The sequence below is a fragment of the Aeromonas veronii genome (genome assembly GCF_040215105.1).
Lineage (GTDB): Bacteria > Pseudomonadota > Gammaproteobacteria > Enterobacterales > Aeromonadaceae > Aeromonas > Aeromonas veronii_G.
This window is the reverse complement of sequence record NZ_CP157875.1, coordinates 865,185-880,726: the sequence shown is the minus strand read 5'-3', so window position 1 is coordinate 880,726 and position 15,542 is coordinate 865,185. Positions and strand designations below refer to the sequence as shown.

The following is a 15,542-nucleotide window of genomic DNA, read 5'->3' as shown; positions in this document are numbered from 1 at the left end:
TTAGCCCTGGCCGCAATAATGCTTTATCATTGCCGGCTAACATAAAGCAATGACATGCAATGTCAACTTGATGGATCCTGACATAAAATGCATGCCCTGATTCAACCGTCTTTACCACGGATTGTGCGAGCCTTTCACATGACAAAATGGACACTGGGCACTTCTGGTCCCATCGCCCTGACTATCAGCCTTGTTCCAGCACTGAGTCCGATCACGGTACAGGCTGCGCCAATCAACGCGCCGCCGGCGACCGGCATTCTCGACAGCCTCTGCTATGACTATGTGCCCAAGATAGAGAAGCCAGCCTCCGGTCAGGATGCCAATGCCCAACCGGTCGAGGTCGATGCGGACCGCCTGGAAGCCAAACAGGGTGGCACCGCCGTCTATGAAGGGGACGTCAAGGTCCGTCAGGGGGTGCGCAAGTTTGACTCTGACTATGCCCAGCTCGATCAGAAGAGCCGGGACGTCATCGCCATCGGCAACATCTACTACAACGATGGCCAGATCACCGTCACCAGCGACAAGACCCTGAAATCCAATCTGGATACCAAGGATTCCGAACTGGAAGAGGGCAAGTATCAGGTTCACGGTTCACCGGTGCGCGGCTTCGCCGAGAAGGTGACCATGACCAACGACAACCAGAACATAGTGCTGGAAGGGGCTCAGTACACCACCTGCCCACCGGGCCAGGAGGCCTGGACCCTGAAGGCGGGCAGCATCGACATCGATCAGGCCGAAGTGTTCGGGGAAGCCTGGAACGCCAGTCTCTGGCTCTATGACTATCCGGTCTTCTATTTCCCCTATATCAACTTCCCCATCAAGGATGAGCGCAAGACGGGCCTGCTCTACCCGGGTTATACCCAGAGCTCCAAGAACGGCATGGACATCACCCAGCCGTTCTACTGGAACATTGCCCCCAACTACGACGCCACCATCACCTCCCGCTTCATGGACAGACGGGGCCTGATGGAGCAGGTCGAGTTCCGCTACATGCCGGACCCGGCCCACGTGGGCAGCCTCTACTTCGAAAACCTGGCCAACGACAAGCAGTATGACGAGACCGACAGCCTGAACCAGCATCTGTCAGACGGTCATCGCTATCTGCTCAATGCCCGTCATACCTCCATGTTCATGGATAATTCCCTGCGGGTGTCGGTGGACTACACCAAGGTGCGGGACCGGGACTACAACTACTTCAACGACTTCTCCCCCAAGGTGGGGACCCAGGTCGACAACCAGTTGCAGCAGTCTCTGATGGCGGGTTATTTCCAGCAGAACTGGAACCTCAATGCCGAGGTGCGGACCTACCAGATCCTGCTGGCCAGCGCCCAGCAACCCCACGAGCTGATGCCCCGCATCAACCACAATTACTACCACCAGGGCAGCTGGTACGATCTGGCCTGGAACACCGAACTCACCAACTTCGGTTACAACAACGATCAGGCCATCGAGCAGAACCAGGGCGAAGCCTACACCGGCACCCGCTTCTACACGGCCCCGACCCTGACTATCCCCCTCATCGATGAGGCCGGTTACTTCCTCGACAGCCAGTACAAGCTGATGTACACCCGTTACGATCAGACGGTGCCGGACAACATGAGCAGCACCTTCACCAGCAGGTTCACGCCGCAAGACGGCGGGGGAGTCACCCTGGAGGAGGGGAACATCACCCGGGTCCTGCCCTCGTTCCGCCTCAAGGGGGGCATGACCTTCGAGCGCGAGCAACAGTGGTTCGGGAAAGAGGGGGCCAACCAGACCCTGGAGCCCGAGTTCCAGTATCTCTATGTCCCCTACAAGGATCAGGACAACATCGGGGTCTACGACTCCACGACCATGCGTCAGGACTACTACAGCCTGTTCAGCGACCGCCGCTTCGCCGGTCTGGATCGCATCAGCGACTCCAACCGCCTCTCCATCGGTCTCACTAGCCGCATTTATGATCCGGCTGGCGATGAACGAATCCGGCTGGCCGTTGCCCAAGCTTTCGACTTCGTGGCTCCCAGGGTCAAGCTCTACTCCAGCGATGTGGCGAGCACCAACAACCGCTCCCCGCTGTCGTTCGAGGGCGACGCCAAGATCAACGAGCAGTGGTTTGCCCACGCTGGCGCGCAGTATGATTTTGACCAGAGCCAAATCAGCTCGGCCAACAGCGCGCTGGAGTACCGCCACGAGAAGCTGATCAGCCAGCTGAACCACCGCTTCGTGCGCGATGCCAACTACGACCTTGAACACAAGGGAGAGGTCACCGACCTCAACCAGATCGGTCTGTTGCTGACCACGCCGCTCAATGATCAGTGGCACCTCTATGGTGGTTACTATCAGGAGCTCAACCAGAACGTGAAGTCCGACCGCAAGGTGGGCCTGAAATATGACTCCTGCTGCTGGAGCATCAACTTCAACCTGGAATGGGTCAACACCCCGGACAACGTGGATATGAGGCCGACCTCCGAGCGCAGTCTGGGCATTCAATTCGAGATGAAGGGATTGGGTAGCGTAGGGACAGGTCCGAAGGGAACCTCCCTGGATACCGAAGCACTGCCTTACATTCGTCCGTTTAACCTGCGAGACCAATAACCGGTCTGGCAAACGCCTTGAGAGATGGATATGAAGAAGACGTTGATTTCCCTGCTGACCGCAGGCCTGTTTGGAGTCATGAGCCAGGGCGCCATCGCCGCCCCCGAGCTGGTGGACAAGGTGCTTGCCGTGGTCAACAAGGACGTGGTGCTGGCCAGCCAGCAGGAAGCCCTGGTCCAGAAGGTCAAGGCCTCCGCCCAGGAGAGCGGCCAGTCCCTGCCCGATGACGCCACCCTGCGCAAGCAGGCACTGGATCGCCTGATCCAGGAGAGCCTGCAGTTGCAGCTGGCGGATCGCCAGGGGCTCAAGATCAGCGACACCCAGCTGGAGCAGGCCATCCAGAGCATCGCCGCCGACAACAAGATGACCCTCGAGCAATTGCGCGCCCAGCTGGAGCGTGAGGGCCTGACCTATGCCCAGTACCGGGAAGAGGTACGCCGCGAGATCCTGATGAACGAAGTGCGCCGCAATCAGGTTCGCCGTCGCATCAATATCTCCGAGCAGGAGGTCAAGCAGGTGGTCGAGGCCCTGAGCAAGCAAGGCCAGCAGCAGACCGAGTACCACATCGGCCATATCCAGGTCGCCCTGCCCGACAATCCCAATGCCGAGCAGCTCAATGCCGCCAAGGCCAAGATTGAGCGCATTCTGGCCTCCCTGAAAGAGGGGGCGGATTTCCGCAAACTCGCCATCGCCGAGAGCAACGGTCCCAAGGCCCTGGAAGGGGGAGACTGGGGCTGGATGAGCCCGCAAGAGATGCCGACCCTGATGGCCGAAGCGGTGCAAGGGGCCAGCAAGGGTGACATCGTCGGCCCGCTGCGCTCAGGCGCCGGCCTGCATATCGTCAAGATCTTCGACACCAAGGGTCAGCAGCAAGTCATGCAGACCGAGGTGAAGGCTCGCCACATCCTGATCAAGCCCTCCATCATCCTGAGTGAGGAGAAGGCCAAGGGGACCCTGGACGGTATCTTGCACGACATCAAGAGCGGCAAGGCCAGCTTCGCCAGCATGGCGGAGAAATACTCCGAGGATCCGGGCTCTGCGGTGCAGGGCGGTGAACTGGGCTGGTCCGATCCCAACGTCTATGTGCCGGAATTCCGCGACATGGTCAATCGCCTGCAGCCTGGCCAGATCAGCGAACCCTTCCGTACCAGCCACGGCTGGCACATCGTCCAGCTGGAAGATCGCCGCAGTCAGGACGCCACCAGCAAGGCTCAGGAGCAGCGCGCCTATCAGCTCATCTTCAATCGCCGCTTCACCGAAGAGTCCCAGTCCTGGCTGGACGAGCTGCGCGACGAAGCCTACATCCAGATCGAACCCAATTAATGGGTGATGAGCAGATGAACAGCCGCCATCTAGGGCGAGGCCAGACGCAGATGCCCTGCCGTCGCCTCGCCATCACACCGGGTGAACCGGCGGGGATAGGCCCGGATCTGGTGTTGCAGATAGCCCAGCAGGATTGGCCCCACCAGTTGGTGGTGATCGCCGATCCCGCCCTGCTGCACGCCCGTGCCACCCTGCTCGGGCTGCCTGTCGTGCTCGAACCCTATGATGCCTGCGCTCCTGCCCGTCCCCAGCGGGCGGGGACGCTCACCGTCTGCCCCCTGCCCCTCGGCGCTCCCGTGGTACCGGGCGAGCTCGACGAGGGCAATGGCGCTTATGTGTTGAACACCCTGCAGCGGGCCTGTGACGGCAATCTGAACGGCGAATTCGACGCCGTGGTGACCGGGCCAGTCCACAAGGGGATCATCAACCAGGCCGGGGTCTCCTTCAGCGGTCATACCGAATTCTTCGCCCAGCAGTCGGACACCGCCGACGTGGTGATGCTGCTGGCCACCGAAGGGCTCAGGGTGGCTCTCGCCACCACCCATATTCCGCTGGCCTACGTGGCCAAGGCCATCACCGAGGATCGGCTCGGCAAGGTGATCCGCATCCTGGATGCGGACCTCAAATGCAAATTCGGCATCGCCCAGCCCAGGATCTACGTCTGTGGCCTCAATCCCCATGCCGGGGAAGGGGGGCATCTGGGCCGGGAAGAAATAGACGTGATCGAGCCCGCCCTGGACGCCTTGCGCCAGGAAGGGATCGATCTGGTCGGCCCCTTGCCCGCCGACACCCTGTTCCAGGACAAATACCTCAAGGATGCGGATGCGGTACTCGCCATGTACCACGACCAGGGACTGCCCGTGCTCAAATACAAGGGCTTTGGCAACTCGGTCAATATCACGCTGGGACTCCCATTCATCCGCACTTCGGTGGATCACGGCACCGCGCTGGATCTGGCAGGCAAGAGCCTGGCCGATCCCGGCAGCCTGATCACCGCGATTAACCACGCCATTCAGATGGTAGAGAAAAAATAATATGAGCAGTAAGGTGCACATGGGCCACACGGCCCGTAAGCGATTCGGTCAGAACTTCTTGCATGACAGCTACGTGATCGACCAGATCGTGGCCGCCATCAACCCGCAACCGGGTCAGAACCTGGTGGAGATCGGGCCGGGTCTGGCCGCGCTGACCGAGCCGGTCGCCGCCCAGATGGACAAGATGACGGTAGTCGAGCTGGACCGCGACTTGGCCGCCCGCCTGCGCGAGCATCCCACGCTGAAAGACAAGCTGACCGTCATCGAAGCCGATGCCATGCGCTTTGACTTCGGCACCCTGATGGGGGAAGGCCGTGGGCCGCTTCGCATCTTCGGCAACCTGCCCTACAACATCTCCACTCCGCTCATCTTCCACCTCTGCGAATTCGCCGATCGGGTGGAAGACATGCACTTCATGCTGCAAAAGGAAGTGGTGCTGCGTCTGGCCGCCGGCCCGGGCAGCAAGGCCTATGGTCGCCTGAGCGTGATGACCCAGTACTACTGCCAGGTCGTCCCCGTGCTGGAAGTGGGCCCGGGTGCCTTCAAGCCCGCCCCCAAGGTGGACTCCGCCGTGGTGCGCCTCATCCCCCACAAGAATCCCGTCCATGTGGCCAAGGACATCCGCTGCCTGAATCGCGTCTGCACCGAGGGCTTCGGCCAGCGCCGCAAGACCATTCGCAACAGCTTCTCCAACTTCATCACCGACGCCCAGCTGACCGAGCTTGGGATCGATGGCAACCTGCGCCCGGAGAACCTCTCCCTCGAGCAGTTCGTCATGATCGCCAACTGGCTGGCCGATCAGCAGCAGGCCTGATCCCATGGCAAAGCCCCGGATAGCGGTTCACCCGCACCCCAGCTATGTGGCGGGCACCCAGGATCCTTACCACTTTCTCTATCTCATCGAGATAGAGAATCTGGGACCGGGCACCGTGCAGCTGCTGCACCGGCGCTGGCTCATCACCGATGCCAATGGCAAGATGCAGGAAGTGGAAGGCCCCGGGGTGGTCGGTGAGCAACCCTTCATCGCCCCCGGTGAGACCTTCAGTTACCAGAGTGGCGTCCCCCTCGCCACTCCGTTTGGCGTAATGGAGGGCAGCTACCTGCTGCAAGACGAGTCAGGACAACAGTTCGAGGCTCCCATCCCTCCCTTCACCCTGGCCGTTCCCCACATCATTAACTGAGGTTTCATGGCGAACTGTTTTGTCGGCGACATTCAAGGCTGCTACGACGATCTGCGCCGTCTGCTGGATCTTGCCGAATTCGACTCCGATAACGACACCCTCTGGCTGTGCGGTGATCTGGTCGCCCGCGGCCCGGACTCGCTCAACACACTGCGCTTCGTCAAGTCACTGGGGAACCGGGCCGTCACCGTGCTCGGCAACCACGACCTGCACCTGTTGGCGGTGGCCAACGGGGTGGCGCCGCTCAAGAAGAAAGACAAGCTGCAATCCCTGATGGAGGCACCGGATCGGGACGAACTGCTGGAGTGGCTGCGCCAGCGCCCCCTGCTGGCGGAACATCCCGATCTTCCCATCATGATGATCCACGCCGGCCTTTCCCCCGCCTGGGATGCCCGTACCGCCCGCAACTGCGCCCGTGAGGTCGAGAGTCTGCTGCGCGGGGATCAATATCAGTGGCTGCTGCACAACATGTACGGGGATCAGCCGGATAGCTGGGATGACAACCTGCTGGGGATAGAGCGCTACCGCTACATCATCAACAGCTTCACCCGCATGCGTTTCTGCTACTTCGACGGACGACTCGACTTCAAGTGCAAGAAGGGCCCGACGGAATCCACCCCAGGCCTGCGCCCCTGGTTCGAGCAGCGGGAGCACCATGTGGACGATCCCATACTGGTGTTCGGCCACTGGGCGGCCCTGATGGGTGCCACCGGCAAGGATGACATCAAGGGGCTGGACACCGGCTGCGTCTGGGGCAACAGCCTCACGATGTGGCGTTATGAAGATGACGCCCTGATAGCGACCCCCTGCCCCGCTTACGCCAAGTGAAGCGCTCCCAATAAGACGGGCCCGGCATCGCTGCCGGGCCCGTTTTTTATAGCAACGGCAGAGGCTAGAGTTTACGACCCAGCCGCTTCTCGATCTGGCGCCGCTCCCACTCGGGGCCGAACAGCTTGAACGGCTGGAACAGGTTGATGGCATGGGACATCAGCCCCAGTCCCCAGCCCAGCATGGGCCACCAGGCCCAGATGTAATCCGGGTTGCTCAGGTAGTTGATAATGAACAGTCCCCCTATCACCAGCACGTAGCTGATGAGGTGACCATAGAAACCCTTGAGCCCCTCGACAAACTTCATCGCCTCACGCTCATCTCGCGCCACATGCACCGAACCTTGACCGTCTAACTCATGCCCTTTCATCTCGCACTCCTGTAGTTGAGTCACGTCGAGCTCAAAGACGGAGGCCAGGGCCTTGAGGGATTCCAGTCCGGGTTGCTGCCCCTGCTCGATCCGCTGGATGGTGCGCACACTCAGACCAGACAGGGTGGCCAACTGCTCCTGTGACCAGCCCCGCTGCAATCTCAATTTCCTGACTATCATCATCGGCTCCTCGTGATATTGGACAGGGCCAGCATAGGGACAGGGGCAAGGCAGCGACACGACAAAGCCCTGACATCAACCTGACTGTCGTGTTAAATCAATATCTTACAGTTAATCACGTCCACGACTCAGAGGCTCTGCATCAGCTCGGCCGCAATCTCGAACGAGTGCAATCTGGCCTCGTGGGAGACGATGGGACCGTTGAACATCAACTCGTCTGCCCGGGTCTCTGCCAACAGCGCCTGCAAACCGTGGCGCACCTTGTCTCTGTCACCCACCAGGGAGCGGGCCAGAGTCTGCTCCATCGCCATCAACTCTCGCGGTGACCACTCCTCCCCCAGATCCTGTACTGGCAGGGGCAGCTTGCCCGCATCGCCGCGATAGAGCCGCAGGAACTGCTGCTGCAAGGTGGTGAACAGGAAGCGGGCCTCCCGCTCGGTATCCGCCGCGATCACATTGATGCAGACCACGGCGTGGGGCTTGGGCCAACGGGCAGAGGGGCGGTACTGGGTACGATAGAGCTCCAGGGCCTGCAACAGCAACCCGGGCGCGAAGTGGGAGGCGAAGCCGAACGGCAGCCCCATGGCCGCCGCCAGCTGGGCGCTGTAGAGGCTGGATCCCAGCAGCCAGATGGGGACATGCAGCCCCTGACCGGGGACGGCCTGCACGGCCCCCACCTCGTCACCGAAGTAATGCATCAGCTCGCGCACATCGGCGGGGAAATCATCCACCTCGCCGCTCTTCTGGCGACGCAGGGCCTGCATGGTGCGCTGATCGGTACCGGGCGCGCGCCCGAGCCCCAAATCGATACGATCCGGATAGAGGGAAGCCAGCGTGCCAAATTGCTCGGCAATCACCAGGGGGGAGTGGTTCGGCAGCATGATGCCACCCGCCCCCAGCCGCAGTGTACGGGTGCCAGTGGCCAGATGGCCGATCAACACCGAGGTGGCGGCACTGGCAATGCCCGGCATGTTGTGGTGCTCCGCCAGCCAATAGCGATGATAGCCCCACTGCTCCGCATGGCGGGCCAGATCGAGGGAGTGGCGAAACGCGTCGGCAGGGACCGTGCCTTCGGGGACGGGAACGAGATCGAGGACGGAATAAGGGATGGCGGACATGGGACACTCCATTGCGTCGGGTTCAACAGGCTGTGGGCAATGTAGCATGAGATATCTCAATGCCCCATGCCTGACCACCCTGGAGCTGGGATCGGAGTTACCTGATACGCAGCCCTGACAGCATTGCGGGATGAATGTAACTAATTGTTATTATTTAACTTTAAAACAATTCACATTGCTTTATGTCAGTCTCTGGCCGTCGTCAAGTGGCACTTTATACACTAACGGCCAGCTTCGCACGGCACTACCCTCAGTGGGCTCGTCATCTGTTGTGGGCAGGACTCTCAACACGACCAACCGGAGAACACAGGCATGAATGCGACAACTGATACCAAGACCGGCCTCTTCCTCGCCACCTTCGACATCGGGAAATCCATACCGGGCGCCCCTCTGCTGCGTCTCAACCTCAGCGTCTATACCCCGGGCGAGACCCTGAACGGCGTCGCCCACCTGACCCAGGCCACCAACCCGCCACTGGATCAGGCCTCGGAGGTCAAGGGCCAATACACCTACATGTGTGTCATGCCCAAACAGTGCCACATCCTGGTGACGGCCCAGGGCTACCCCATCATCAAGTGGCCGCAACATGCGGGCATTGGCCCCGTGATCCTGCCCAACTTCGAGCTGCGCATGGTGCTGAGCGAGGACTGGAAGTCCGGCACCGCCAACTACAAATATCTGGATAACCAGCAGAAGTGGCACGAGGTGAAAGACGCCCCCGTCACCCTGGTGCCCGCCGCCGTACTGGCCTGATCCCGGCGGCCCCAGCGGGCCGCTTTTTCCCCTCGAATATTCTTCTGTCAGCTACTGTATTTTTTGTCATCCTTCGAACACACTGAATAGTCGCCAAGGCGATGGATGAGAGTGGGACAAGGATGCGTCCATGACAAAATCAAAGCTCAACTGCCGGCCCTTCTATGTGCATATCGCCACCCTGTTCATTCTGCTGTTCAGCCTGCTGGGGGGACTCCTCATTGTGCTGCAGTATCAGCAAGGCATGCAGCAGGGACAGGAACACGAGCGCCAGAGCTTTCTGCAATATCGCGAACAGCTGGCGCTGACCCTCAAGCTGAACGAACGACCGGCCCGCATGTCCCTGAGTCTGCTGCGCAGCGGGCAACTGGCAGCCATGCCCGATCTGGAGGCGCGCCTCACTTATCTGCCGCAGCTCGCCGAGGTACTGGGCAACAGCAGTAGCTATGGCGCCATCTATGCGGGTTACCAGAACGGCGACTTTTTCCTGGTACGCAAGCTGACCAAACGTGCCAGGGAGCGGCTGGATCAGGCACCGCCCGCCAGCACCCTGCTGGTACAGAGCCTGAGTCAGGGCCAGGGGGAGTTCCTCTACTTCGACAAACGGCTGCATCTGCTCGAACGCAGGCTCATGCCGGACTACAGCTTCGATCCTCGCAGTCGTGACTGGTACAAGGAGGCCCGCTGGCAAAACGGCATCATTGCGACGCACCCCTATCTCTTCTTCACTACCCGGGAACCCGGCATGACGCTGGCGGTGGAAAGCGACGATCGTCAGGCGGTGATCGGGCTGGACATGGGGGTAGAGGGACTCTCCGCCCAGATAGGCAGCCTCTCCCTGCCCAGCCACTGCCAGCTGGTGCTGTTCGATGAAATGGGCACCCTGCTGGCCGCCGATCCCAAGCGGCTGCCGAGTTTCGACCAATTGAGCCGTCTGCCGACGCTGTCGGCGCTCGCTCCCCCCGTGCTGACCTTGCTACAGCAGCAGATAGCGACCCATCCCACTCTGCTGCACGGCCCGGACGAGCAGACCCTCACCCTGACCACAGCGGACAAGAATGATTGGCTGGTGAATCTCTCCCCTCTCGGGGAGGGTTCTCCCTTCTATATCGCCTTGCTGGCACCGATGGAGGCGTTGACGGCGCAAGCCCGTCACGAGGCGCTGCAGAACCTCATCTTGACCCTGGTCGGCTTACTGCTCCTGCTGCCCATCATCTGGCTGGTGGCCAGACAGACCGCCGCCCCGCTGCTGGCATTGACCCAGGAGGCGAAGCTTATCCAGCACTTCGACTTCAGCGAACGCAAGGTACCCGACACCCCCATACAGGAGATCGACGATCTGGCCCGAACCATGTCAGGCATGCGGTTGACCCTCGGCAACTTCATGAACATGGGACGGGCGCTCTCCGCCGAACGCCGCTTCGACTCCCTGCTCAGCCGCATCCTGCACGAGACGGTGGCGGCGGCACAGGTCGAAGGGGGTTGTCTCTATCTTGCCCAAGACAAGCAGATGACGGCGGTACAGGCCCTCTGGCAGCAGCAGCCGATCCCTTGCGAGCGGGTACGCTGGCAGGAGGCGCTGCTCGGCGGGCTCTATCATACGGAGCGGCTCAGCCTGCCTCTGGATGAAGAGCACTGGCAGCAATATCTGGCGGACTGGGGCCCCTTTCCCGGCCCCCATCAGCTGCTGGCCGAGCCTCTCTACAACCACCGTCAGGAGCTGATCGGCTGCCTGCTACTGATCCTGCCCCGATGCTCGGCCGCCGAGCTGGCGTCACGCATCAGCCTTATCGAGGCATTGGCTGGCATGTCCGCCTCCGCCATCGAAAACCAGCGTCTGCTGGAAGAGCAGAAGCAACTGCTGGAGGCGTTCATCGAGCTCATCGCCGGTGCCATCGATGCCAAGAGCCCCTATACCGGTGGTCACTGCCAGCGCGTGCCCGAGCTCACCCGCATGCTGACACAGGCGGCCTGCAGCCAGCAGCAGGGTCCGTTTGCCGACTTTCGGCTCAATGAAGAGGAGTGGGAAGCCATCCATATCGCGAGCTGGCTGCACGACTGTGGCAAGGTCACCACCCCCGAGTTCGTGGTCGACAAGGCCACCAAGCTCGAGACCATCTACGATCGCATCCACGAGATCCGCACCCGCTTCGAAGTGCTCAAACGTGACGCCTACATCGAGGAGCTGGCATCCCGCCTGCCAGCGCAAGAGCGGCAGGCGAGCCAAGAGGCGGTGGCCCCGCTCTGGTCCACTCTGGATGAGGAGTTTGCCTTCGTCGCCGAGTGCAACCTCGGGGGAGAATGGATGGCGCCAGAGAAGCTGGCGCGGCTGGATGCCATTGCCGGCCGAACCTGGCTGCGCACCCTGGATGACCGACTGGGGGTAAGCCGGGAGGAGCTGAAACGCCATCCGGATGGTGCAGCCCCCACCCAGCCCCGCCTCGAGTCCCTGTTGGCAGACAAACCGGAGCATCTCATCCCCAGGCCCAAACAAGACAAACTCACCGAGCACAATCCCTGGGGCTTCAAGGTCAAGGTACCTCCCCAGCTCTATAACCGGGGGGAACGCTACAACCTCGCCATCTCCCGCGGCACCCTCACGGAGGAAGAGCGCTACAAGATCAACGACCACATCGTCCAGACCATCCGCATGCTGGAGCGCCTCCCCTTCCCCCAACACCTTCGCAAGGTGCCGGAGATCGCCGGCGGTCATCACGAGCGGATGGATGGCAAGGGCTATCCGCGCCAGTTGCAGGGATCACAAATGAGCATTCCCGCCCGCATCATGGCCATCGCCGACGTCTTCGAGGCACTGACCGCCAGCGATCGCCCCTACAAGTCCGGCAAGACAGTCTCCGAGGCGCTCACCATCATGCTGCGCATGGTGGAGGAGCATCACATCGATCCGGCGCTGTTCACCCTCTTCATCGAGAGCGGCGTCTGGCGCGACTATGCGAAACGCTTCCTCTCCCCCGCCCAGCTGGACGAGTCGCAGTGCCAAGCTCTGCTCGCGGGCAGTGTCAGTTCCGCAAAGGTATCCAACCTGTCGCCATAAGGAAGAACCTTGGGAGCCAGAAGCGCCTTGTGGTCAAGACTGAACCGCAGGTTCAAACGGGTGAGAAGCCCAATCTTGCCCATAAAAAACGGCCAACCCGAGTTGACCGTTTTGAGTTGCCAGAGCGCCGCTTAGAACAGCAGGTGAGCCACACCGGCGATAACCGGCAGGGTTACCAGGGTGCGCAACAGGAAGATGACGAACAGCTCCCACAGCTTGACCGGAATCTTGCTGCCAAGCAGCAGGGCGCCCACTTCCGACATGTAGATGAGCTGGGTGACCGACATGGCGGCAATGACGAAGCGGGTGATGTCGCTCTCTATGGTCGAGGCCAGCACCGCCGGGATGAACATGTCCGCAAAGCCGACCATGATGGTCTTGGAGGCCGCCTCGGCCTCCGGCAGTTGCAGCAGTTCCAGCAAGGGTACGAAGGGGGCTCCCAGCCAGTTGAACACGGGGGTATGCTCCGCCAGCATCAGGGCACAGGTACCGATGGCCATCACCACCGGCAGCACGCCAAACACCATGTCCAGGGCATTCTTCACCCCTTCCCGCGCCACGGCGCCGAGATCCGTCATGCTGTCGGCCTTGGTCAGCGCACGCTGGTAGCCATAGCTCAGCACGCTGTGCTGATGGGGAATGGCCTCCTGCTTGCGGCACAAGGGGGTACCATCGCTATAGACATCCTTCTTCCAGGAGAGCGGCGGCAGACGCGGCACGACGATGGCGGCCACCACACCGGCCAGACAGACCGTCAGGTAGAAGGGCACGAACATGTGCTCCAGTTTCACCTGGGAGATCACCACCAGACAGAAGGTGATGGAGACCGCCGAGAAGGTGGTGCCGATGACGGCGGCTTCCCGCTGGGTGTAGAACTTGCCTTCATACTGCTTGCTGGTAAGCAGAATGCCGACGCTGCCATCGCCGAGCCAGGAGGCGAAACAGTCCACCGCCGAGCGACCCGGCAGACGGAATACCGGCCGCATGATGCGGGTCATCATGGTACCGACGAACTCCAGCAGACCGAAGTCCAGCAGCAGCGGCAACAGCAAGCCCGCAAAGATGAACACCGAGAACAGCACCGGCAGCAGATCGTGCAGCACCAGGCCGCCGGTCGCACCGGAGCGCAGCACCTCGGGCCCCGCCTCGAAGAAGGTCAGCAGCACGAAGATGCCACCCAACACCCGCACGCAGGCCCAGAATGGGGAGACGTTGAACAGGCTGTTGAGGAAGGGGCGACGCACCAGGATGGCCGGCTTGAACAGCCAGGCGACCAGGGTCATCAACATGGTGGTGGTGATGATGGCACTGACCATGGCCACCAGATGATCGGCGAACACGACCTGCACCAGTTTCGCCAGCACGGCGACGGGGATGGTAACGTTGCCGTCATAGATGACCGGGGTCATAAACAGCAGGATCCCGATGAGAGACGGGATGAGGAACATCAGCAGGTTGCGGCGAGTATGAACCGCCGGCGCCTGCAGGGTCTTTTCCAACATGATTTACAGCCTTCTTGTGACTTTTCCTTCAGCCAGGCCGCCTGCATATTCATGCCCTCGCCCGACAAACGGGCGCAAGAATAACCCAAATAAATGCACAAACAAGCTTTTAACGGATCATTTCAAGCATAAATATTTTTACAGACAAACCATCCATAAGAACAAACCAAAACAGTCATGCATATTGATTCAACATAAAATAGTTAGCATATTGTTTCAACAAGGTTAAGTTCAGCTGCGCAGTATAAATTGTCACGAACAACAGGCAAGAAGCTGCATGGCAAATATATCTATAAGGTGATCCCGTCGAGCTTCCCATAAAAAAACCGGAGCCTGTTGCCAGGCTCCGGTCTCGTCGCGACAAGGTGATGATCAGTCGCGTACGTAGATGACTTCGACGCCGTCGTCGTCTTCGTCATCCCAGTCATCGTCGTCATCCAGGGCGTCGTCGAAGGCCTTGGAGGCCGCCAGTGCTTCCGCCTCGGCCTGGGCCAGCTGGTTCTTGTGGTAATCGTCCCACTTGAACTCCACCTTCTCGATGGCAGCCTTGGCATCGGCCTCCAGCTGACGGGGCATGGTATCCAGCAGATCCAGGATGTCGTAGCAGACTTTCTTGGTCCCTTCCTTGGTGATGGCGGTGATGGCGTAGACCGGCCCTTCGTGGTTGAGGGCGGCCTTGACTCTGTCCATCACTTCCTGGGCTTCTTCTTCCAGGATCAGGTCCATCTTGTTGAATACCAGCCAGCGCGGCTTGCTCGCCAGCTCCGGGCTGTATTTCTCCAGCTCGCGGACGATGGTCACTGCATTGTCGGCAGGATCCGAGCCATCCACCGGGCAGATGTCCACCAGGTGCAGCAGCACGCGGCAACGTTCCAGGTGCTTGAGGAAGCGGATGCCAAGGCCTGCGCCTTCTGCGGCCCCTTCGATCAGGCCCGGGATGTCGGCGATGACGAAGGAGCGGGAGTTTTCACCCCGTACCACGCCGAGGTTCGGTACCAGGGTGGTGAAGGGATAATCGGCCACCTTGGGACGAGCGGCGGAAACGGCGCGAATGAAGGTGGACTTGCCGGCGTTGGGCAGGCCCAGCATGCCGACGTCCGCCAGCAGCAGCAGCTCCAGTTTCAGGGTCCGCACTTCGCCCGGGGTGCCGTTGCTCTTCTGGTACGGAGCACGGTTGACCGAGCTCTTGAAGCGGGTGTTGCCAAGGCCGTGGAAACCGCCCTTGGCGACCAGCAGCTTCTGGCCGTGGGCCGTCAGATCCCCCAGCAGTTCGCCGGTGTCTTCATCGCTGGCACGGGTACCAACCGGCACGCGCAGGGTACGATCCTTGCCGCGGCGACCGGTACAGTTGGCGCTCTGGCCATTCTCGCCGCGTTCGGCGGCGTGGAAGCGCTCGAAGCGATAGTCGATCAGGGTATTCAGGTTCTCGTCGGCGATCAGATAGACATCGCCACCGTCGCCACCGTCACCGCCGTCCGGGCCGCCGTTCGGGATGTACTTCTCGCGGCGAAAGCTCACACAACCGTTACCACCGTCACCGGCATCGACTCGAATCTGGACTTCATCAACAAACTTCATAGGTAACCGTCACCTTCAATTCGAAAAACCGATACGCAATTATAGT

12 protein-coding genes are annotated in these 15,542 nt (G+C 60.8%); 8 read left to right on the top strand and 4 right to left on the bottom strand.

What is annotated here, in order from left to right; translation table 11 throughout:
* Positions 1-138 precede the first annotated feature (138 nt).
* From lptD to ABNP46_RS04210, 6 genes are read left to right on the top strand one after another with little or no spacing between them, the layout of a single operon-like run.
* The gene (gene lptD, locus ABNP46_RS04235; RefSeq protein ID WP_349921185.1) at positions 139-2,574 is read left to right on the top strand and encodes an LPS assembly protein LptD; all 2,436 of its coding nucleotides are present in this window, start codon (positions 139-141) and stop codon (positions 2,572-2,574) included.
* Between the two features lie 30 nt (positions 2,575-2,604).
* The gene (gene surA, locus ABNP46_RS04230) at positions 2,605-3,897 is read left to right on the top strand and encodes a peptidylprolyl isomerase SurA (RefSeq protein WP_349921184.1); all 1,293 of its coding nucleotides are present in this window, start codon (positions 2,605-2,607) and stop codon (positions 3,895-3,897) included.
* Positions 3,898-3,947: 50 nt separating this feature from the next.
* The gene (gene pdxA, locus ABNP46_RS04225; RefSeq protein WP_349922372.1) at positions 3,948-4,931 is read left to right on the top strand and encodes a 4-hydroxythreonine-4-phosphate dehydrogenase PdxA; all 984 of its coding nucleotides are present in this window, start codon (positions 3,948-3,950) and stop codon (positions 4,929-4,931) included.
* A 1-nt stretch (position 4,932) separates the two neighbouring features.
* Complete coding sequence (rsmA, locus tag ABNP46_RS04220; protein WP_349921183.1) at positions 4,933-5,745, top strand: 16S rRNA (adenine(1518)-N(6)/adenine(1519)-N(6))-dimethyltransferase RsmA; 813 nt, start codon at positions 4,933-4,935, stop codon at positions 5,743-5,745.
* A 4-nt stretch (positions 5,746-5,749) separates the two neighbouring features.
* Positions 5,750-6,112 carry a Co2+/Mg2+ efflux protein ApaG gene (gene apaG / locus ABNP46_RS04215; RefSeq protein ID WP_349921182.1) on the top strand — a complete coding sequence of 121 codons (363 nt, stop codon included), beginning with the start codon at positions 5,750-5,752 and terminating at the stop codon, positions 6,110-6,112.
* A gap of 6 nt (positions 6,113-6,118) precedes the next feature.
* Entirely contained in the window at positions 6,119-6,940 is an 822-nt protein-coding gene (locus tag ABNP46_RS04210; protein WP_349921181.1) for a symmetrical bis(5'-nucleosyl)-tetraphosphatase, read from the top strand.
* Between the two features lie 64 nt (positions 6,941-7,004).
* Here the strand turns inward: ABNP46_RS04210 and ABNP46_RS04205 are convergent, their stop codons facing one another.
* On the bottom strand, positions 7,005-7,490 hold the full coding sequence (locus ABNP46_RS04205; protein ID WP_349921180.1) for a 2TM domain-containing protein: 486 nt from the start codon (positions 7,488-7,490) through the stop codon (positions 7,005-7,007).
* Between the two features lie 128 nt (positions 7,491-7,618).
* Entirely contained in the window at positions 7,619-8,608 is a 990-nt protein-coding gene (locus ABNP46_RS04200) for a luciferase-like monooxygenase (protein WP_349921179.1), read from the bottom strand.
* 312 nt (positions 8,609-8,920) lie between these two features.
* On the opposite strand from ABNP46_RS04200, the gene ABNP46_RS04195 reads away from it, so the two are divergent.
* The gene (locus ABNP46_RS04195) at positions 8,921-9,361 is read left to right on the top strand and encodes a DUF1842 domain-containing protein (RefSeq protein WP_349921178.1); all 441 of its coding nucleotides are present in this window, start codon (positions 8,921-8,923) and stop codon (positions 9,359-9,361) included.
* A gap of 130 nt (positions 9,362-9,491) precedes the next feature.
* The gene (locus ABNP46_RS04190) at positions 9,492-12,416 is read left to right on the top strand and encodes an HD domain-containing phosphohydrolase (RefSeq protein ID WP_349921177.1); all 2,925 of its coding nucleotides are present in this window, start codon (positions 9,492-9,494) and stop codon (positions 12,414-12,416) included.
* Between the two features lie 131 nt (positions 12,417-12,547).
* Here the strand turns inward: ABNP46_RS04190 and ABNP46_RS04185 are convergent, their stop codons facing one another.
* The gene (locus ABNP46_RS04185) at positions 12,548-13,918 is read right to left on the bottom strand and encodes a YjiH family protein (RefSeq protein ID WP_349921176.1); all 1,371 of its coding nucleotides are present in this window, start codon (positions 13,916-13,918) and stop codon (positions 12,548-12,550) included.
* Positions 13,919-14,290: 372 nt separating this feature from the next.
* Positions 14,291-15,496, bottom strand: a complete 1,206-nt coding sequence (gene cgtA, locus ABNP46_RS04180) for an Obg family GTPase CgtA (protein ID WP_349921175.1) — start codon at positions 15,494-15,496, stop codon at positions 14,291-14,293.
* Between the last annotated feature and the right edge of the window lie 46 nt (positions 15,497-15,542).